The sequence below is a fragment of the Desulfovibrio sp. 7SRBS1 genome (assembly GCF_049723905.1).
GTDB lineage: Bacteria > Desulfobacterota > Desulfovibrionia > Desulfovibrionales > Desulfovibrionaceae.
On the sequence record NZ_JBJKFD010000001.1, the window covers coordinates 3714441 to 3732551 of the forward strand.

Annotated in this window: 12 protein-coding genes; 4 read left to right on the plus strand and 8 right to left on the minus strand. The window is 51.4% G+C overall.

What is annotated here, in order from left to right; translation table 11 throughout:
• Positions 1 to 22: 22 nt before the first annotated feature.
• Positions 23 to 1750 carry a uracil-xanthine permease family protein gene (locus ACI0FJ_RS16500; RefSeq protein ID WP_424305159.1) on the minus strand — a complete coding sequence of 576 codons (1728 nt, stop codon included), beginning with the start codon at positions 1748 to 1750 and terminating at the stop codon, positions 23 to 25.
• 196 nt (positions 1751 to 1946) lie between these two features.
• Here ACI0FJ_RS16500 and ACI0FJ_RS16505 point away from each other — a divergent pair, with 196 nt between their 5' ends.
• From ACI0FJ_RS16505 to ACI0FJ_RS16515, 3 genes are read left to right on the plus strand one after another with little or no spacing between them, the layout of a single operon-like run.
• Positions 1947 to 2729: an amino acid ABC transporter permease gene (locus tag ACI0FJ_RS16505; RefSeq protein ID WP_424305161.1), complete on the plus strand. Its 783-nt coding sequence runs from the start codon at positions 1947 to 1949 to the stop codon at positions 2727 to 2729.
• A gap of 11 nt (positions 2730 to 2740) precedes the next feature.
• Positions 2741 to 3502, plus strand: a complete 762-nt coding sequence (locus tag ACI0FJ_RS16510) for an amino acid ABC transporter ATP-binding protein (RefSeq protein ID WP_424305163.1) — start codon at positions 2741 to 2743, stop codon at positions 3500 to 3502.
• Positions 3503 to 3520: 18 nt separating this feature from the next.
• Positions 3521 to 4348 carry a transporter substrate-binding domain-containing protein gene (locus ACI0FJ_RS16515; RefSeq protein WP_424305165.1) on the plus strand — a complete coding sequence of 276 codons (828 nt, stop codon included), beginning with the start codon at positions 3521 to 3523 and terminating at the stop codon, positions 4346 to 4348.
• 239 nt (positions 4349 to 4587) lie between these two features.
• Here ACI0FJ_RS16515 and ACI0FJ_RS16520 read toward each other — a convergent pair whose 3' ends face one another.
• From ACI0FJ_RS16520 to ACI0FJ_RS16540, 5 genes are all read right to left on the minus strand, one after another.
• Positions 4588 to 8280, minus strand: a complete 3693-nt coding sequence (locus ACI0FJ_RS16520) for a hypothetical protein (RefSeq protein ID WP_424305167.1) — start codon at positions 8278 to 8280, stop codon at positions 4588 to 4590.
• A 250-nt stretch (positions 8281 to 8530) separates the two neighbouring features.
• Entirely contained in the window at positions 8531 to 9769 is a 1239-nt protein-coding gene (locus tag ACI0FJ_RS16525; RefSeq protein WP_424305169.1) for a hypothetical protein, read from the minus strand.
• A gap of 137 nt (positions 9770 to 9906) precedes the next feature.
• Entirely contained in the window at positions 9907 to 11199 is a 1293-nt protein-coding gene (locus ACI0FJ_RS16530) for a serine dehydratase subunit alpha family protein (protein WP_424305171.1), read from the minus strand.
• 274 nt (positions 11200 to 11473) lie between these two features.
• Positions 11474 to 12313 carry a restriction endonuclease gene (locus ACI0FJ_RS16535; RefSeq protein WP_424305173.1) on the minus strand — a complete coding sequence of 280 codons (840 nt, stop codon included), beginning with the start codon at positions 12311 to 12313 and terminating at the stop codon, positions 11474 to 11476.
• A gap of 308 nt (positions 12314 to 12621) precedes the next feature.
• Positions 12622 to 13674 (minus strand): YeiH family protein, encoded by a 1053-nt coding sequence (locus tag ACI0FJ_RS16540; protein ID WP_424305175.1) that lies wholly within the window; start codon positions 13672 to 13674, stop codon positions 12622 to 12624.
• A gap of 110 nt (positions 13675 to 13784) precedes the next feature.
• On the opposite strand from ACI0FJ_RS16540, the gene ACI0FJ_RS16545 reads away from it, so the two are divergent.
• The gene (locus tag ACI0FJ_RS16545) at positions 13785 to 14672 is read left to right on the plus strand and encodes a LysR family transcriptional regulator (protein WP_424305177.1); all 888 of its coding nucleotides are present in this window, start codon (positions 13785 to 13787) and stop codon (positions 14670 to 14672) included.
• A 72-nt stretch (positions 14673 to 14744) separates the two neighbouring features.
• Here the strand turns inward: ACI0FJ_RS16545 and ACI0FJ_RS16550 are convergent, their stop codons facing one another.
• Both ACI0FJ_RS16550 and ACI0FJ_RS16555 read right to left on the minus strand, forming a co-directional pair.
• On the minus strand, positions 14745 to 17087 hold the full coding sequence (locus ACI0FJ_RS16550) for a pyruvate formate lyase family protein (protein ID WP_424305179.1): 2343 nt from the start codon (positions 17085 to 17087) through the stop codon (positions 14745 to 14747).
• A 60-nt stretch (positions 17088 to 17147) separates the two neighbouring features.
• The gene (locus ACI0FJ_RS16555) at positions 17148 to 18065 is read right to left on the minus strand and encodes a glycyl-radical enzyme activating protein (RefSeq protein ID WP_424305181.1); all 918 of its coding nucleotides are present in this window, start codon (positions 18063 to 18065) and stop codon (positions 17148 to 17150) included.
• Positions 18066 to 18111: the final 46 nt, after the last annotated feature.

Genomic DNA, 18111 nt, shown 5'->3' on the forward strand with positions numbered 1-18111 from the left:
GCAAGGCGCGGAATCCATGCGGTTATCGAATCGGAAGGGTGAATTCTATGTAGGTTCTGCCGGAAATGGCGGCCTGGCTCACATTGCCCGCAACCTTGGCCAGCAGGTACAGCCCCAGTGCCTTGGGTTCCACATTCAGCCGCGCCCTGCGTATTGCCGTGGCCAGGGTTTCGTCCATGTCCGCGGCTGTGGCCCCGCATTCCGCAATAATATCCAGCCTGCCGTTGCCGCGCCGGATGGTGATGGTGACCACGGGGGAGGAGGCGCGTTCTGCGGTTTCGATGAAGTGCATGAAGACCTCTTCGCAGGCCAGGGTGAGAAACGAGGCGGCCCGTTCGGAAAGGGCGAAGTCTTCGGCGGCTTTGTCGGTTACCGCAACCAGTCCGGGCAGCATGTCGAGTTCGGCCCTGCCCTTGAACACATGGCGGCGGCGGAAGTCCAGGCGCATCAGGGCGCTCAGGAAAAAGGCGCACATGCCGCCCACGGCCGCGCCGTTGGTGGCGAAGGGGCGCAGGTAGTCGGGAATGAGGTTGGGGAAGAACAGGCCGTATTGGGTGACGATTCCCGCGCACAGGGAAAGGCCGATCATCAGCCCCGACTTGAAATTCAGGGAATCGCCCGCCGCCATCTTCATGCCCGTGGCAAACAGATGGCACACCAGAATAACGCCCGTGGCGCCCAGCACGGGCGCGGGCATGTCCACGGTCAGGGCCGTGAACTTGGGGCTGAGCGCCAGCAGAACAATGATGGCAGCGCCGAAATAGGCCACCCGGCGCGAGGCCGAGCCGGTCATCTGCAGCATGGGGATGTTGGGCGTGTGCACCTGATTGGGGAGGGCGCCTATCAATCCGCAGGCCACCTTGCCCAATGCGTCGGCGTAGAGCCCGCCCTGCAAACAGCCGTAGTCCGTCTTTTTGATATTTGGCCGGGAAACGCGCTGCACGGCCATGGAATCGCCCGTGTATTTGATGGATTCGGCCAGGGTGGCGACCACAAAGGTGAGGTAGAGCACCAGATGGTCGCTGGACATGGAGAACTCCACTCCGGGCCAGTGGCCGGACGGCAGCCCGAAAAACGGCTCGCTGATTACATCGTTCAGCTTCAGAATGCCGAACATTCCCGAGGTGATGTAGCCCGCGATGATGCCTATGGGGATGCACCACATGCGCAGCCGCTTGCCGCCGAAGAATTCCTGCAAAAGAATGGTGGCGGCAGTGACCAGCCCCACCAGCATGTAGGCGGGCGACCCGCACAGCGGGTCGGTGCTCTGGCCCGTCCATGTGCTCATGGCGTGTTTGAGCATGCCCACCACGGCCAGCATGATGACCACGCCGCCCACCTGGGGGGTGACGATTTTGCGCAGAAAGTGGAAAAAGTAGCCGAAAAGGAATTGGAAGGGCGCGGCCAGCAGCACCATGCCCGCCATGAGGGGAAAACCGCCCATGCCCACGGCCATGGAGGCCGAGGAAAGGTACGCGCCCGAGGTACCCATGAACAGCACATGGCCGGAGCCGAACGGACCGATGCGCAGGGCCTGCAGCACAATGGAAAGGGCGCAGCACAGGGCCGTGGTAAAGGTTACAAAGGTTATTTGCGCGGCAGGCACGTTGTGCACCCGGCCTATCATCACCGGGATGAGGGCAATGCCGCCGTACACCAGAAGCACGTGCAGGAAGGCACGCACCAGGGTCTGCCTCAAAGGCGGGTGGTCTGCCGGACCGTAGACGACTTCGCCATATTGTTGTGGCATGGTGTACTCGTTTGTGCGGATGCGCGTTGCGGGCCAATGGAAAACATGCCGTAACCCTCATTTTACGCGGGCGTATACGTATTGTCCATGCATGTGTCTATGATTGCGGCTGCAAGGCGCGGCAACTTTCATTTCCGGAAAAAATGTGTACACTGCAAACTGTATTGCAACGTCCTACTCCTAAAACGGCTGCTCCATGAAAAACAGACAGCGCCCCCTCACAGATATCATCCGCTTTTTGGCCTTTTCACTGCTTCTGGTCGTGCTGGCCGTATATGCCTCGGGCCGCATCGAGTACCCGTGGCAGTGGTACCGCGTGCCGCGCTATCTTTTCACCATGGAAGACGGCCACTTCCTTGCCGGTCCTTTGCTGGACGGGCTGGCCGTCACCCTCAACGTCACCTGGATAAGCCTTATCCTGGCCTTTGTCATAGGCCTTACCACCGCGGTTTTCCGGCTCTCCCCATCCTATGTGGCCCGGCTGGTGGCCCGCGTGTACCTGGAAACCATCCGCAACACGCCGCTGCTTATCCAGATCTTTTTCATGTATTTCGTGCTCGCGCCCGTGCTGGACATCGGCCGTTTCACCTCGGCCGTGCTGGCGCTGAGCCTGTTCGAGGGCGCCTATGCCTCGGAGATATTCCGGGCCGGAATCGTTTCCGTGGACAAGGGCCAGTGGGAGGCCTGCCACAGTTTGGGGCTCACCACGTTTCAGGCCTATCGCCATATCATTCTGCCCCAGGCCATAAAGCGCATCATCCCGCCCCTGACCAGCATTGCCGTTTCCCTGGTAAAGGACTCGGCCCTGGTCTCCACCATTGCCATCTACGATCTGACCATGCAGGGGCAGGTGATTGTTTCCGAAACATTTCTCACTTTCGAGGTCTGGTTCACCGTGGCCGCAATATATCTTGTACTGACCACGGCCATGTCCCTGGCCGTCAACATGCTGGACCGCAAACTGGGCGCACCCGCCTGAAATACTATACTATGAATACCAACGATAACGCCGAAACGAACAGCCCCATCATAGTGGCTGAACATCTGCAAAAGACCTTTGAGAGCGGCGTGCTTGCGCTGGAAGATTTTTCCCTGAGCGTGGACCGCAGCGAGGTGGTCGTCATCATCGGGCCGTCCGGTTCGGGCAAGTCCACCTTTTTGCGCTGTCTTATCGGGCTGGAAGAGGTCGATTCCGGCTCCATTGTCATCGACGGCGTGCCCCTGGACGACAACAAGGCCAACCGCCTGGAAATCCGCCAGGAAGTGGGCATGGTCTTTCAGCACTTCAACCTGTTTCCGCACAAGACCGTGCGCCAGAACATCGATCTGGCCCAGATTCTGGTGCGCAAGAAGAGCAAGGAAGAGGCCTCGGCCACCACAGAGGAACTGTTGGACAAGGTCGGGCTGCTGGACAAGGCAGATACTTTTCCCAACCATCTTTCCGGCGGCCAGCAGCAGCGCGTCGCCATTGCCCGCGCCCTGGCCATGCGGCCCAAGGTGATGCTCTTTGACGAAGCCACCAGCGCGCTGGACCCGGAAACCATCGGCGAAGTGCTGGACGTGATGAAAACCCTGGCCGGAGAAGGCATGACCATGGTCGTGGTGACCCACGAGATGGGCTTTGCCCGCGAGGCCGGAGACCGCATAGTGTTTATGGAGAACGGACGGATTGTGGAACAGGCCACGGCCGACTGTTTTTTCGACAACCCGGAACAGGACCGGACCCGGCTCTTTCTGAGCCAGATACTGTGACCCAACGGAGGTTCCCCCATGCGTCGCAACATTCTTATCTGCACCGTGGCGCTCGTCGCCCTGCTTTTTACGGTCAGTATTGCTTCCGCCAAGTCCCTGCAGCAGGAACTGGTACAAGAAAGCACCATTGAACAGATCTTTCAGCGCGGTACGCTCAAGGTCGGTTTTTCCACCTTTGTACCCTGGGCAATGAAGGACAAGAACGGCAAGTTCATCGGCTTTGAAATCGACGTCGCCACCCGTCTTGCCAAAGACATGGGCGTGAAAATCGAGTTTGTGCCTACCAAATGGTCGGGCATCATCCCCGCACTGCTCACCGGCAAGTTCGACGTCATCATCGGCGGCATGGGCATACGCCCGGACCGCAACGCCAAGGTCAACTTCACCATTCCCTACAACTGGACAGGCATGTCCATTGTGGCCAACCGCGCCAAGGCCGGAGCCAAGAACACCATCGAGGCCTTCAACAATCCCGACGTGGTTATATCGGCCCGTCTGGGTACTTCCGCTGCCAAGGCCGCCAAGAAGTACATGCCCAAGGCCACCTTGCGCCTCTTTGAAGAGGAAACCCAGGCCATTCAGGAGCTGCTGAACGGTCGGGCCGACGCCATGGTCGCTTCCGCGCCCCTGCCCGAAAAAATGGCCGTGCTCCACGCCAAAAAGCTCTATCTGCCCCTCAAAGGCACCTTTACCAAGGAGCCCAACGCCTTTGCCATCCGCAAGGGCGACGTGGACACCCTCAACTACTTCGACAACTGGATTCGCGTGGTCGATTCCGAAGGCTGGCTCCAGGAACGCTACCACTACTGGTTCGAGACCTTGGATTGGGAAGATCAGCTGAAGTAAGCTGATTTAAGAGGCGAAAAAGGGAAGAGGGGGAAGAAGCGGGGCGCTGCCCTGTACCCCGCCGGGGGCCATGATGGCCCCCGGGCCCCCGCATTACGTAATACGCGCTACGCACTACGCATAAGGCCCTTGCCGACGGACATTGTCCGTCGGCAAGGGCCTTATGCGTGGAGAAAATTTCTCTTTCTTGTGTGTGTAACATGAGTACAGCGTGATTAAATTTCCCTGATGTCTCGCTCTTAATCTTTTATCAGCATGTTTTTCGAAGAGTCGTTTCGTATATCTATGACAAGGTTTGCCATAGATGTAATGTAGTCTGACAATTCAGGATTATCAAAGTTAGTATCAGCATGTAGTTGCATTACTCTACTAACTAGACTCCCAAAACAATCAATGCTGACATTATCCCAATATTTTTCAATATCGTCTCTATCAAATATTTTGTATCTTCTCGCAATTAATTCTAAATTTTTTATCAAAAAGACATTGCACCAAAGCTCATGGATGTTCGTAGTTGAATTATCATTTAAAATTGCATTGATTTTACGTACGCGCTCTTTTGGAGTGCCTTCGTATACTGCATTTATAATATGTTCAGGTATAATAGACTGCATCTGAGTTTCAAAAAGCCTATAAAAGGCTTGAGCAAGCTTGCCTGGACTGCTTTGAGTCATCCAAAGAGGCCGATTCTTTCTTAATGATATAATTAATGCTTTCTTTCTATAACTTTCTATGTCTTTTCTTAAAATATCGATAAAATAATCATCATATGCTAATGGACTGACAAGAACATAAAGTAAATTTATAAGGTCAATAATGCTTGAAGGTTCTATTGCCGCTGTATTCGCGTGTCTTAATAGTGTATAAAGTTTTTTCAGAACAAAGTATTCTTCAGTGCTAATTTTATTTTTATCGAAAAAAGAATAGCATATATTGGTAAGTAAAAGATGTGCATGTCTAGCTTGCTCCATCCCCTTTAATTCAGGCAAATTTTGTATGTATGTACATATATTTTTATCAACAGAAGCCTTGCAATTGGTGAAATATTTTTCCAACAAAGGAAGTCGATATATTTTTGATAAAAGATATTTTTCTTCACCCGTGATGAATTCTTCAATTCTCTTTGCAATTGACTCTTTTCTTTCATCTAATAGAATATCTAGAGAAAGAAGTAAGTACTTCGCTTCTATGTATTTTCTTTGATCATCTTCATTATGTCTTTTTAAATTTGAGAAAGCTAAATGTATTTTTTTTGAAATTTCTTTTGCCAAAGTTATATTTTTGTTTGAAAAGAGTGACTGTGCTAAGAAAAAGTCACTAATGATATCATCAATTGAGTCTTCAGAGTTGTTAAGACGATTTCTATTTCTATTTATGTATTTTCTAAATAGCTCTTTAGTCACAAATTTGGCGTCATCACTAAAATTACTTATTATAAGATGGTTAAAAAAAATATTTTCAGTATAATCTAATATTTTTTTTGAAAGATATTGTTGAATAAAAGAGTATAAAAGTCTTGTTGGTTTATATGTAAATTTAACATATATTGTAGAATTTAAAGAAATATTTTCCATATAAGACTCTATGTTAAAAAAAATAGAAAGTGGAGAATTTGTATTATTGGTAGGTTCTAGTGAAGATAAAATAAATTCTTTTTCCAATTTTTCACATCTATCAAAAGGTTTTACGTTGAGCAAAAATTTACCGGCGTAAAGTTCGACTATTTTTGCAATCTGCCATAACGAATTTCCAGATAGTATGAAAATAATTTCCCTGAACTTCGTGTCAATTTTTTTAAGTATGCTTGGAGGAACGTATTGACCGCGATCTAAGTGAACATCAAATTTTAAATGTCTAAAGATGCTATTAGTCAATTCAACTATTTCTCCGTCTATTGTACATATTGAATCGTAGTACATGTCGTGTGAAACCGTCTTTGAGTTTGAATTGATACGGTATATTTTAAATATTTCAGCTAAAAGAATCATACATATAATATTTGACCATAAAGCCGCCCAACTACTTTTTCTTTGTGAGTATTGTTGGGTTCCTTTGAATATTTTTTTTGCAAGGATGGTAAAACTTTCGAAGGCGTTGATCCTAGAAATTTGAGATACTAGGTTTATTTGCATAAATGTTGATATATTGAAACCTCCTGATAGAGTTGGTAGCTCTCTCAAAAACTTCAGAACCTCAGATACATGAACCTTCTCTTCGGGGGATAAGTGTGAAAAAGTATGGGTTATCCCATGTTCTAAAATTGCTTGAAAATAAGTTTTTCCATATAAATAATTATACAAGGTTAAATCCATATCATTTGGCATAGACTGTATGAAGTCAATCGTAGTGTCATTTTTAAAAATTGTATAAAATAAAGATAATGAATTGTCCTCATTACTATTGGATGTGTGTGCAAGATGCTTAAAAGTCTCTATGTCAGTGTTGCAATATAGGATCATGCTGTTTAAGATACCTATTGGTATACTTTTTGAGTACTTTGTAAGTAAGCATGTCATTAATTGTGAGTAGTAATATGCCAACTCCGGATATCCACTATTCACAACATTTTCCTGTAAGGCCAGCAAAGCTTTAATTAAATTTTCGGTGATGACATGCTCATTAAATATTGTTGCTTTTTTTATACATAATTTAAGAATGTGAGAGCAGTATAAACATGAATAAGCGGATTTTAATCCATCCTCCAATAGATACAGTAACCAAAAAAAATAAAACGAAAGTTTGATGTTTTTTTGCATTTTTTCTTGTATGCACAACTGAATGTGTTTATCAATATATGCATCCCTTGAATATCCAAATCGGTAGAATAAAGATAAAAACCTATCGCTTGACTTTAGTTCTTTAAAAAGACGTTTTATTTCTTTTTTATTTGTTTTTGGCAATGCTTTTTCAAGAAGCGATGTGTTAATAAGATTTATTTTGTCTAAAGTTATTAATTCAAATTGATTTAGACTTAGTTCTTTATGCTGGTTCCCTGCTCCAATTACCATGAGGTTTAAAAGTGCCCAAGGAGTCCAGGCATGCATCCCAAAATCTAAATTGAAATCTGAGATCATTTCGTAAGTTTGAATATCTTGTGGCGAAGGGGAGGATTTGTCTTCAAGTTCCTCCGCATTTGGGATTAGGCGAAAAAAATTAGGGCTAAATTTTTCACACAGGCGCATTCGCATTTGTCCAGGGCACGAGCTAAAGCTTACAATTGTTATTTTGTAGTAAAGAGATAGCGAACCTACAGTCTCGAATATAAGTTCGAATTCTTTTTCTGATAAATCTTCAACATTTTCAATAACTAAAAATATTGGTGCGTTTTTAGATGTAATTTTTTTGTTCAGTATTTTCTTTGCAATATGAAATGAATTGTCTTTTACGATTTCGTTTATCACTTGAAATTTTTGCTTGTATTTATTATTTGCTTGTAAATAATAAATGCAAGCTGGAACAGTTAAGGCCACTGCATTAAACATTAATGGGTATAATGCATAATCGCGAGATGCTTTTACCCAATCACTTAATGAATTTATTGTATATATGTTATCAAGTTTCATTTTTATAAATATTGCTAAAGAAGAAAAAAATAGCATTAGGAATATATATGCTATTTTTTGAATTATGGAGAATGATTTAAGTTTAATGCGCAAGTATGGAAAAGGTGCTGAGAGTATATCTTGTAGTATCGAGTAAGTTAGCGAGCTAAAAGGGGCCATTTTTGCATTAAAATTTTTTATGCAAATTATGTTTTGGTGTGTTTTAGATTCATCGATTATTTTTTTACATATTTTTTGAAAAAAAAGTTTTGATTTTTTATGGGGTGTTGAAAAAAAAACATTGTGGTTTATTCTATGCTTATATCCATTTGTGATGGTATTTATCAATATGTTTTCGTTTATTTTTATAAAATGGTTGTATATATCCATTTGAAGTCTCCTTTTAAATAATTAAAAATAATAATTAACAATTTGCAAGCCGGTGTTGGTATTTTAAAATGAGTTTTTTTGTCTTGTAGATTGATGATTTAATTCTATAGTTAAAATAGGCTCAACGGCCACTGGTTCCTGTCTTTTCTTGTTTTAGAAATTTGTGTATGAAATTTATGGGCTTGAATTTCGTCCCTATCAACAGATGAAAAAACACCATGGCCTTATGTCCCACCTTCTCTATCCCCCCTCACTTATCCATCAGCGCAAAAAACGGCGACAGCAGCAACAACACCCCGGTGACAGTAATAATCCATGTCTGCATGCCCCGGTATTTTGCCAGCGCATCCACTTTGTAGACGAGCAGCACCGGGATGAAGCAGCCGATAATGGCGAAAATCGGGCTGCATATGCTGGTGAAGTAGAGGATGGGGAAGTCCACTATGGTCGCGGTCCAGCCGAGCAGCACGATAAGCCCCACCACTCCGGCGGAGAGCTTGCCCATGTTGACCGATTCTTTGGGCCTGTCCCCCAGGAAGAGGTTCATATACAGCCCCACACAGGCCTCGTGCAGCCCCAGCAGCACGCCGAAAAACGACGTGGTCACGGCGCAGATGTCGATGGTCACGCCCAGGGCGGGCACCAGGGTTCCAGGGATCACCTTCACCAGTATGGCAAGGAACGACGTATTGGCTACAAAGGCATTGTAGGCGTCTTGGTGCGTGATGGACATGGTGCAGGAAAAGGCGAAGAAAAAGACCACTCCGGCCAGAATCAGAAAGGCGCGGGTCATTATCTGCATGGCCTTTTGCCGGGCAAGCGCCACATCCTCGTACTCGGAGCGCACATACACCACCATGGGGCTCAGCGACTGCAAAAACAGTATCGAGGTCATGGCAAAGGGCAGGGTGACGATGGTCTGGCACAGCATTTTGCCGATGGACGTGATATCCTTGATGTTGTCCACATCCCATTGCGGAATGATCAGCACGGCGAGCACGACCAGAGATGATAAAATGACCACGACCAGCACCTTGGACAGGTTGAAGAGCAGAGTCTTGCTGGCAAACGCCAGGAACACCAAAAAGCCGATCAACGCCAGTGCATAGAGATGGTTGGTGGAAAGCAGCCCCTTGGTAAGTCCCGCCGCCTGAATGTACGAGGCGCTGTCGTTGGTCACGGTCTCGCTGTACACGCACAGCCATATCATAAGCATCACAAAGTAAATGATGCCCAGAATGGCCGCAGCCTTGCTGCCCAGGTATTCGCGGATGGTCGTTGTATAGTCCGAGGCATCGCGCGATTCAATAAGCGTGTTGATGTACATGCGCTGGAACAGATACAGCGCCGGATAGGCCAGCAGTATGGCCAGCAGAAATGTCCACAGCCCGACCAGCCCGGCCTGGATGGGCAGGAAGACGATGCCTGCGCCAATGCCCATGCCGATGTTTACAGCCACCCATCCCCAATCCTTGGAAGTCATTTTCATGTGCGCGCCCTTTTTGGTGTGTCCGGTTGTGAAAACACGTCGCGTGGCATCGGACTGGCTCCCCGAGAGTTTCTAAGGTTCCCCGGGTTTTCGGGGGAGGAGCCGGTCGTATAGTCGGTGGTTGCGGCTGCCGCGCGTCAGGACGTCATGATCTTCAGGATAATTTCATCCGTCTGCTTCATTCCGGTGCTGGCAAGCTCGCCGATATTGCGGATGGTGGCTTCCACATCGCTGCCCACAATCCCGTCGCCGCCGTGCAGGTCCTTGTTGTATGAGGCCAGGGTGGCGGAATCAAAGGCCGCGTAGATGCCGGTGGCTATCTTCATGGCGCACGACGGCTTGGCGCCGTCGCAGATGATGCCGGAAATGTTGCCCAGGGTGTTGATGATGGCGTGGGCTACGGTCGCTTCGTCCTCGCCCAGCAGAAAGGTGACGGCACCGCTCACCCCGGCGGCGGCGCACATGGCCCCGCAATAGGCGGACAGGCGGCCCACCTGGGTTTTGATGTGCACGGTGCACAAGTGCGACAGGAAAAGCGCGCGTATCAATTGTTCGTCGGAAAAACCCTTCATGCGCGCAAATTTGATGACAGGCAGGGAGGCGGTCATACCCTGGTTGCCGCTGCCACTGGTGGTCATTACCGGCAGGGGGCAGCCGCTCATGCGGGCGTCGCTTCCAGCCGCTGCATAGCTGGCGCAGCGGTTGCGGATGTCGTCGCCGTAGATTCCCTGCTTGATGTTCTCCAGGATGCTGCTGCCGATGTTCACGCCGTAGACGTTCTGCAATCCCTCGTCCGCTATGGTGCAGTTCAGTTCGATGACCTGCTCGAACAGCGGCCGGATCAGCTCTATATCAATGGTCTTGGCAAGGTCGTAGATCAGCTGCACCGACAGGATGGAGCGGTCCTCCTGGGTGGTGTTGAAACTCTCCGGGCTGAACCCGCGGTCCAGAAGCACCTCGCCGTCCTTGACCACTTTGGTGAGGTTGGTGTGCAGATACTGCACTTCCACCAGGGCGCTTTTGTCGCCGGAAAAAGCCTCCACGCGGACGTAGAGTTTCACCGGGGTTTTTTCGTGGATGGTCTCGAAGGTGGTGGTTTTCAGATACTCGCGCACCTCCACCATGTCCTGGTCCGTCACCTCGCTGATGACCATCAGATCCTTTTTACAGTCTCCGGCCACAATGCCCATGGCCGCGGCCGTTTCAATGCCGATCATCCCGCCGCTGTTGGGCACCACGACGCTTTTTACGTTCTTGATGATGTTGCCCGAAACAAAAATCTTTACGCGCTCGGGGAGTTCTCCCAGCACCTCTTTGGCCTTGGCAGCCACCAGGGCAATGGCAATGGGCTCCGTACATCCTTGCGCCGGAACGATTTCCTCATGCAAAATTTTCAGTACTTTCTCTGTGGTGTTCTTATCGATTTGCATTATTTCCCCCCGAAGTAGTTCCAATTTTCGTTGTAATGTGAAGTGCGGCGACTATTTCTGTCACGCGGTTTCAGTCGGGTTCATTATTCTGTGAAGATTCGTTTACAAGGGCAATGTGTCATACCATGATATGCTTTATATGCACTCATATCGTTTGTGGGCACAACAAAAAATCATGGGTCCGATAAATATCACGTGAGAATGGCTTGTATGAAAGAACGTATCGTTGCCGAATTTCTTTTTGGTCCCAGGTATGTTGTCCCCTTTTTCAGTCTTAAATCTTCTGAAACCACTGCGTATCCACTTCAACCTCTTCAACCATACGCACATTCACGCCCAGCCGCAGTTTCTTGAGCATTTCCACAAGGTCGTCGCCTTCAATGAGGTCAATGGGCGAGGCGCCGTCGCGCGTGGCTTCCTTGGTTGCCTCCCGCGTAAAGGTCCCGGTGGTGATGAACAGTCCCTTGTCTGCCCGGCCGACCATGGCCCCGCGGAAATCCCGTATCGCGCCCGGTCCCACAGTGCCTTTGTAGCGTTTGCACTGGAAAACCACGTGGTAACTGAGCACGTCCTGAATCTTCACAATTCCTTTGCCGTCAATGCCGCCGTCGCCCGATTGGCCCGTCACCTCCACCTGCACAAAACCGATTTCGCGGAGGATGCGCTTGGTGAGCCGTTCAAACGCGCTGGGGTCCAGCGCCAGGATGGTCTGGTGCATTATTGTTCGCCAGTCCCTGGTTTTCGGGAGGGCTTCCGGCGTTTCGTCTATTGCCTTTTTCTTGGATTTTTTGGACACGCCGCGCACAGTCTGGACAATCTCTTCCGGGTCCAGCCGCATGCCGCGCTGGTACTTGTCGGTGAATGCCCAGACCCCGCGTTCCGAGTTGTCGATAAGCCCGAATTTTTTCAGGTAGGTCCTGGCCCAGGCCAGACGGTACTCGACTTCGGTTTGGCTGGATTTGTCCGGGTTGTGCGGGTGGGAAGTGATGCCTTCCGGGAGATCGAGGAGCTGGATAACTCCTTCGGCAATTTCCAGGATGGTTCCCGACCCGCCGAGTTCATCAAGGGCTCTGACCGTGGGAACCATCATTTCGTGGTATTGAGGTATGTTCATTTGTATCTTTGTAGTATGTTGGCAAGAGTACGTTCACTGTACGGATTACACGTCGCTAGATCAATCTATCTGTTGTTTCGGGGCGCAGTATAGCGTCAGCTTGCATGTGCTTTGTGAAGCGAAACAGAAGAAAGCGCAGGCGGTGAATGCTCATTTTTCTTTGCCACAATAAAACAGACCCACGCCATAAATGACGTGGGTCTGTACAGGATAGCCCCGGACATGGGCTGTGGAACTATTTGGCTTTTTGAATAATCCTGGCAGGATCGCTATCTCAACACACTCATAAGAAGGATGTCCCCGCTGGTTTAGGCCGCCAGAGTCGTAACCATCCGGGTAATCCAATAGCCGCCCACCATAAGCCATACGGCGAGTATCCCGGCCAAGAGAAACGGCTTGGGTCCGACAACGCGTACCTTTTCCATGCTGGTTTCCATGCCCAGGGCACACATGGCCATGGTCAGGAAAAAGATGTCCAGCGAGTTGATGAGGCTCACAAGGTATGCGGGCAAAATTCCAAGCGAATTGATGCAGATGCAGACCACGAAGAGCAGGGCGAACCAGGGGAACGACTTTTTCCTGTCGTCGTCTTCGTTATCCAAATCCTTATCCGGGAAGCGGTTCAGAAACGCTCCCAGGCCAAGGAGAAGCGGGGCCAGCAGCACAACGCGCATCATCTTGACGATGACCGCCACGTTGCCGGCCTGGGTCGAAACCGCGTTTCCCGCCGCCACGGCATGCGCCACCTCGTGCATTGTGGAGCCTACCCATATTCCGAAGGTCGAATCGGTCAGGTTCAGCAATCCGCTGCGATACAGCAGGGGATAGATGAACATGGCGACGGTACCGAAAACAACAACCGTCCCGACGGCGATGCTGCTTTCGTGCGGTTTGGCTTTAACCACTGGTTCCACGCCCAGCACAGCTGCGGCTCCACACACCGAGCTTCCGGCCGCGGTCAACATGGCAAGCCTTCTTGGCATTTTGAAAATTTTGGTGCCTATCAGTGTGCCACCTATGAACGTGCAGGCCACGATGAGCACGTCGGCCATGATACCGGGCATTCCAACGGACGCCAGGTCCTGAAGGGTGAGGCGGAATCCGTACAGCACCACGGCAGTGCGCAGCAGCGTGCCCGAGGAAAAGAGGATTCCGGGCACCCATTGTTCGGGCAGATGCTGGCGCAAGGTGCTGCCGTAAAGCATGCCCAGAACAATGCCTATAATCAGCGGGCTTATGCCTGCGACACTAATAAAAGGCAGCGAGGATATTTGTGATGCTGCTGAAGCAAACAAGGCGACAAAAAGGACGCCATTGACAATTTTTGGTGTTTGAAAGTGATCAAGGGTAGCAGTAAACACAAGTAAATCCTCCATTATTGTTAAGCACGTAGAGAGGAATAAATCAGGTATGAAATTTGAACAAACGGAACTGTCTTGTTATTTCGACAACTATATGTGATCAATCTGGTATGAACATCAGGTCACTTGAAATATTTCTGGCCCTGGCCCGTACACCGAACATGCGTGATGTTGCGGCACGGCTGTTTCTTTCGCAGGCCGGGGTTTCAAGCGCTTTGCGAAGCTTTGAGACCGAACTGGGCGTGGAACTGTTCGACAGGCTCGGCCGGGGAATCCGGCTCAACGAGAAAGGGCGTATGCTGGCCGCGCGGCTTGCCCCGCTGTACCGGCGGCTGGACGAGAGCATTCATCTGGTCATGGCCGACACCATGGTGGGGGACGTTAAGCTGGGCGCGTCCACAACCCTGGCCGACCACGTGCTCCCCCAGATTCTCTACGACTTCAAGATGCAGCACGAACTGGTCAATATCGCCTTCGAGTCCGCCAGCACTTTGGAAATAGTCAAACGTGTGGAAAGCGGCGCCCTGGATATGGGATTTGTGGAAGGGCTGGTGCACGACCCCAAAGTGCGCACCACCCTGCTGCGCGAGGAAGAGCCGGTGGTGGTGACCTCGGACAGGAAATTCGCCGAGGCTGGGCCGTATCCCATCGGCGAGCTGATGGGCAAAAAGTGGCTTATCCGGCAGGAAGGCTCGGGCACCCGCGAGACCTTTCTGATGGAAGTGATGCGCCGGGGGCTTTCACCGAACATCTTTTTGGAATTCAGCAACAACGACGCCATCAAGACCGTGCTGCACAACGCCGGAACGCTTGCCTGCATTTCGCCCATGGTGGTGGATACCGAGCTGAAGCATGGGGATTTGTTCGTGGTACCGATTAAGGATTTGCGCTTTTCCCGCCCGTTCATGCGCGTAATGCACAGCGACAAGACCCCTTCGCCGCTGTTGGAAAGCGTGACCGAGGCGGTTTTGGGAACCCTTGCCCAGCAGGGCGATTAAGGCGCGAGGGGGAATGCTGGAGAAATTTCCCGCCGGTTCCGATGCGTACACATCAGAACCGGCGGGTTAAAATCAGATGGCTGCGTGTTCGGTACGTTTGATGATCTCGTCCTGGGTTTCCCTGACCAGACTGGTGAAGTAGGCGCTGAAACCGGAGACGCGAACCACAAGGTCCTTGTGGTTTTCCGGGTGCTGCTGCGCATCCAAAAGGGTGGCGCGGTCAACGACGTTGAACTGGATTTCGCCGCCGCCCTGTTCCGCATAGGCCTGAATCAGCAGGCGCAGGGCCAGCTGGTGGCTCGGCTTGTCAAAGAATGACGGGCTGAACTTGATGTCCAGAACCATGCCGTTGGTGGCTGCGGAAAGGTCGGTCTTCAGCAGGGAGTTGATAACGGCGGTGGGACCGTTCACGTCCTTGCCCTGCACCGGAGACACGGCGCTTGCCATGGCCTCGCCCCGGCGTTTGCCGTCGGGCAGCGCGCCGGTGTTGATGCCCATCTTCACGTGGTCTTCCACGGAGTACAGCCCCATCTGCCACTTTCCGCCGCGCGGGTTTTGCATGCCCTTCACAACGGTGTTGGCCGTTTCCACCAGCTCCGCCATGATCTTGTCCACGGAGTCGATATCGTTGCCGAATTTTGGGCAGTCGTGCTGGATGGCTTCCAGCAGTTCCTCGTGGCCCACAAAGTCGTCCCGCAGGGCGTTGCGGAAGTCTTCCATGGTGTAGCGTTTCTGCTCGTAAACAAGGGTGCGTATGGCGGCCAGGGAATCCACCACGTTGGGCAGCCCGCACAGGTTCACGGCGCTGTTGTTGTAGATGGTGCCGCCTGCGGTAACGTCCATGCCCTTTTCAATGCAGCCTTCCATGAGGGTGGAGAGAAAGGGGGTGGGATAGAACTTGGGCAGGGCCACGTCCAGCCTGTTGATGGACGTCATGGTGAAGTTCAGCTGGGCCTTGAGTTCGTCCTTGTACCAGTTGAGCAGCGCGTCGAAGCTGTCCAGTTGGTCCAGACGGTTGCCGGTGAACACGGGGAAGGTGTTGTCCGACGTGCCTGTATTCTCCAGGGGGATGCCCTTGTCCACGGCATTGCCGATGATTCCGCGGGAATCCTCGCAGTTGCACTTGCCGTCAAAGAGCATGACTTCGAGAATTTTGCCTACGTTCACGCGCAGGGCTTCGGTCTTGCCGTATTCCCTGCCGGGGCAGCCCATTTCCACACAGCCCACAAGGGCGTAGTTGACGGCGTCTTCATGGCTGTGCCCCATGGCTTCCTTGGCCTGGATGCAGAAGTCGTCGATGAAGATGGCGGGCAGGCCGATGCCGGTTTGCAGCAGGGCCACGCTTTCCTCCCACAGGTCCGCAGGCATGGACTTATGATAGCGCAGGCACAGAAGAGGCTGGTCGTACAGGGTCTTGCGGCTGGACTGCAGCATCATTTTTGTCAGCTCGTTGGAAACGTAGTTGCCCTGTTCGTCCAGGCCGCCAAGGGTGATGTTCTGATAGCCGTGCAGGGTGATGCCGAATTTGATCCACAAGGCATCGAGAATATCGGCCGCTTCCTCCAGGGTGATGGTTCCGTTGTCCAGATCGTTTTGGAAGTACGGGTGGAGGTACTTGTCCATGCGTCCGAAGGAAAAAGAGGCGGGGAAGCCTTCCGCATAGAGCATTTCGTGCGTCAGCCAGATAAGCTGGATGGCGTCAAAGAACGTTCTGGCGGGGCCGTGGGCAATGTGGCGCAGGGATTCTTCCATCTTTTCAAGGTGCGCCTTGTATTCCGGGTTCCGCGTCTTCAGCTGGAGCGCGTTGGCATAGTTTGCATACCGCTCAATGTAGGCGGAGGCGGCTTTTTCGCAGATGAGCATGGACTGCAGATGAACCTGCTGTTCCTTGTCCGCTGTTTCCAGTGCGGTTTCCGTCTGCTCTATCAATCCGTCATAGCCGGTTTTGATCAGCCGTTCGTAGCCTGGGATGATGTGTCCTGTTTCCCAGTGCTTGTAGAGCCATCTGGAAACGCAGCGGGCAAACGTGCGCATTTCCTCGGCTTCTTTGGAATCCTCGGCAAAGCCGTTGGCAATGCGTCCGGTTTCGGCTTCTTCCATGGTGTCTATGCCTGCCGGCGGCCTGTAGAGCGGGTCGTAGTCGTCGGGCAGGTTGAAGGGAAACGACGGCTTGTAGGTATAGCGGTAGGCAAAGCCCGCCAGAATGTCATGTTCGCAGGTGAGGATCTTCTTGTTTTCCAGGAAGTTCTTGAAGCCCATTGCGATCTGAATGCTTCTGTCCTGATCGGCGAAGTCGGCAAAGGCTTCCTCGTAATGGGGGCGCCTCTTGGGGATTTCCGTCCGGTCGTAATAGTCGTGCCTGCGGTCGGCTATAACCTTTACGCGGTCGCTTAAAGTTACCTCTTGTGCTGCCATGGTCTTATCCTTCCATTAAAAGAATGTTTCTCGCGATATATGGTCAACCGGCCTTCCCGCTCAGGAAATCCTGGCGTTGAGGCCCAGCTGAAGATAGCAATGCAGAGCCTCTTCCATGATCTCGTCATGGGGGGAAGCGTACTGCGCATAGTCGTATGCAATGCCGAGGGCGTCGTACTTGCCCACCCCGTAGGTGTGGTAGGGGAGCAGTTCGACGAGCCCGGGGCGGGAAAGGGAGGCGATGAACCGTGCAATGCGCTCCTGTTCCTGCAAATCGTCGTTAAAGGAGGGGATTACGGGAACGCGTATGGTGTATTCCGCACCCGCCGCGTCGAGTTTGCGCAGGTTTTCCAGAATCAGTCCGTTCTCCACCTGTGTCCAACGTTTGTGCAGGGCGCTGGTAAAGCACTTCACATCAAACAGAAAGAGCGAGATATGGGGCAACACCCTGTCGTAGTTTGCAAAAGGAACGTTGCCTGCGGTGTCGAGCGCCGTATGGATTCCGTCCTCGCGGCACAGCCTGGCTGTTTCGCGGATGAAGTCGGGCTTCAGCGCCGGTTCCCCGCCGGAAAAGGTCACGCCGCCACCGGTCTTGAAATAGGCCCGGTCCTTTATGAGTTCCAGGAACAGTTCGTCCGGTTCGTACATCCGGCCAATCAGCTTGAGGGCGCTTTTCCGGCAGACCGAAGCGCATTTTCCGCAGGCCTTGCACAGGGCGCGGTCGAAAATGTGGGTGTCGCCTTCCAGGCGCTGGGCACCGTTGGGGCAGACCGCCACGCACTTTCCGCAGGATGCGCAGTTTTGAGCCGCAAACTGCAGTATGGGCGACATATTCAGGCTTTCCGGATTATGGCACCAAGCGCAGCGGAGGTTGCAGCCCTTCATAAAGACCGTGGTGCGAATACCCGGTCCGTCATCCAGGGAAAAGCGTTGTATGTTGCTGACAAGCTCGGGGGCCATGGAATGTTCCTTTTTCATTGATCTCGTAGCCGCTATTATTCCAGCTGGTATATCAGTTGTCAAC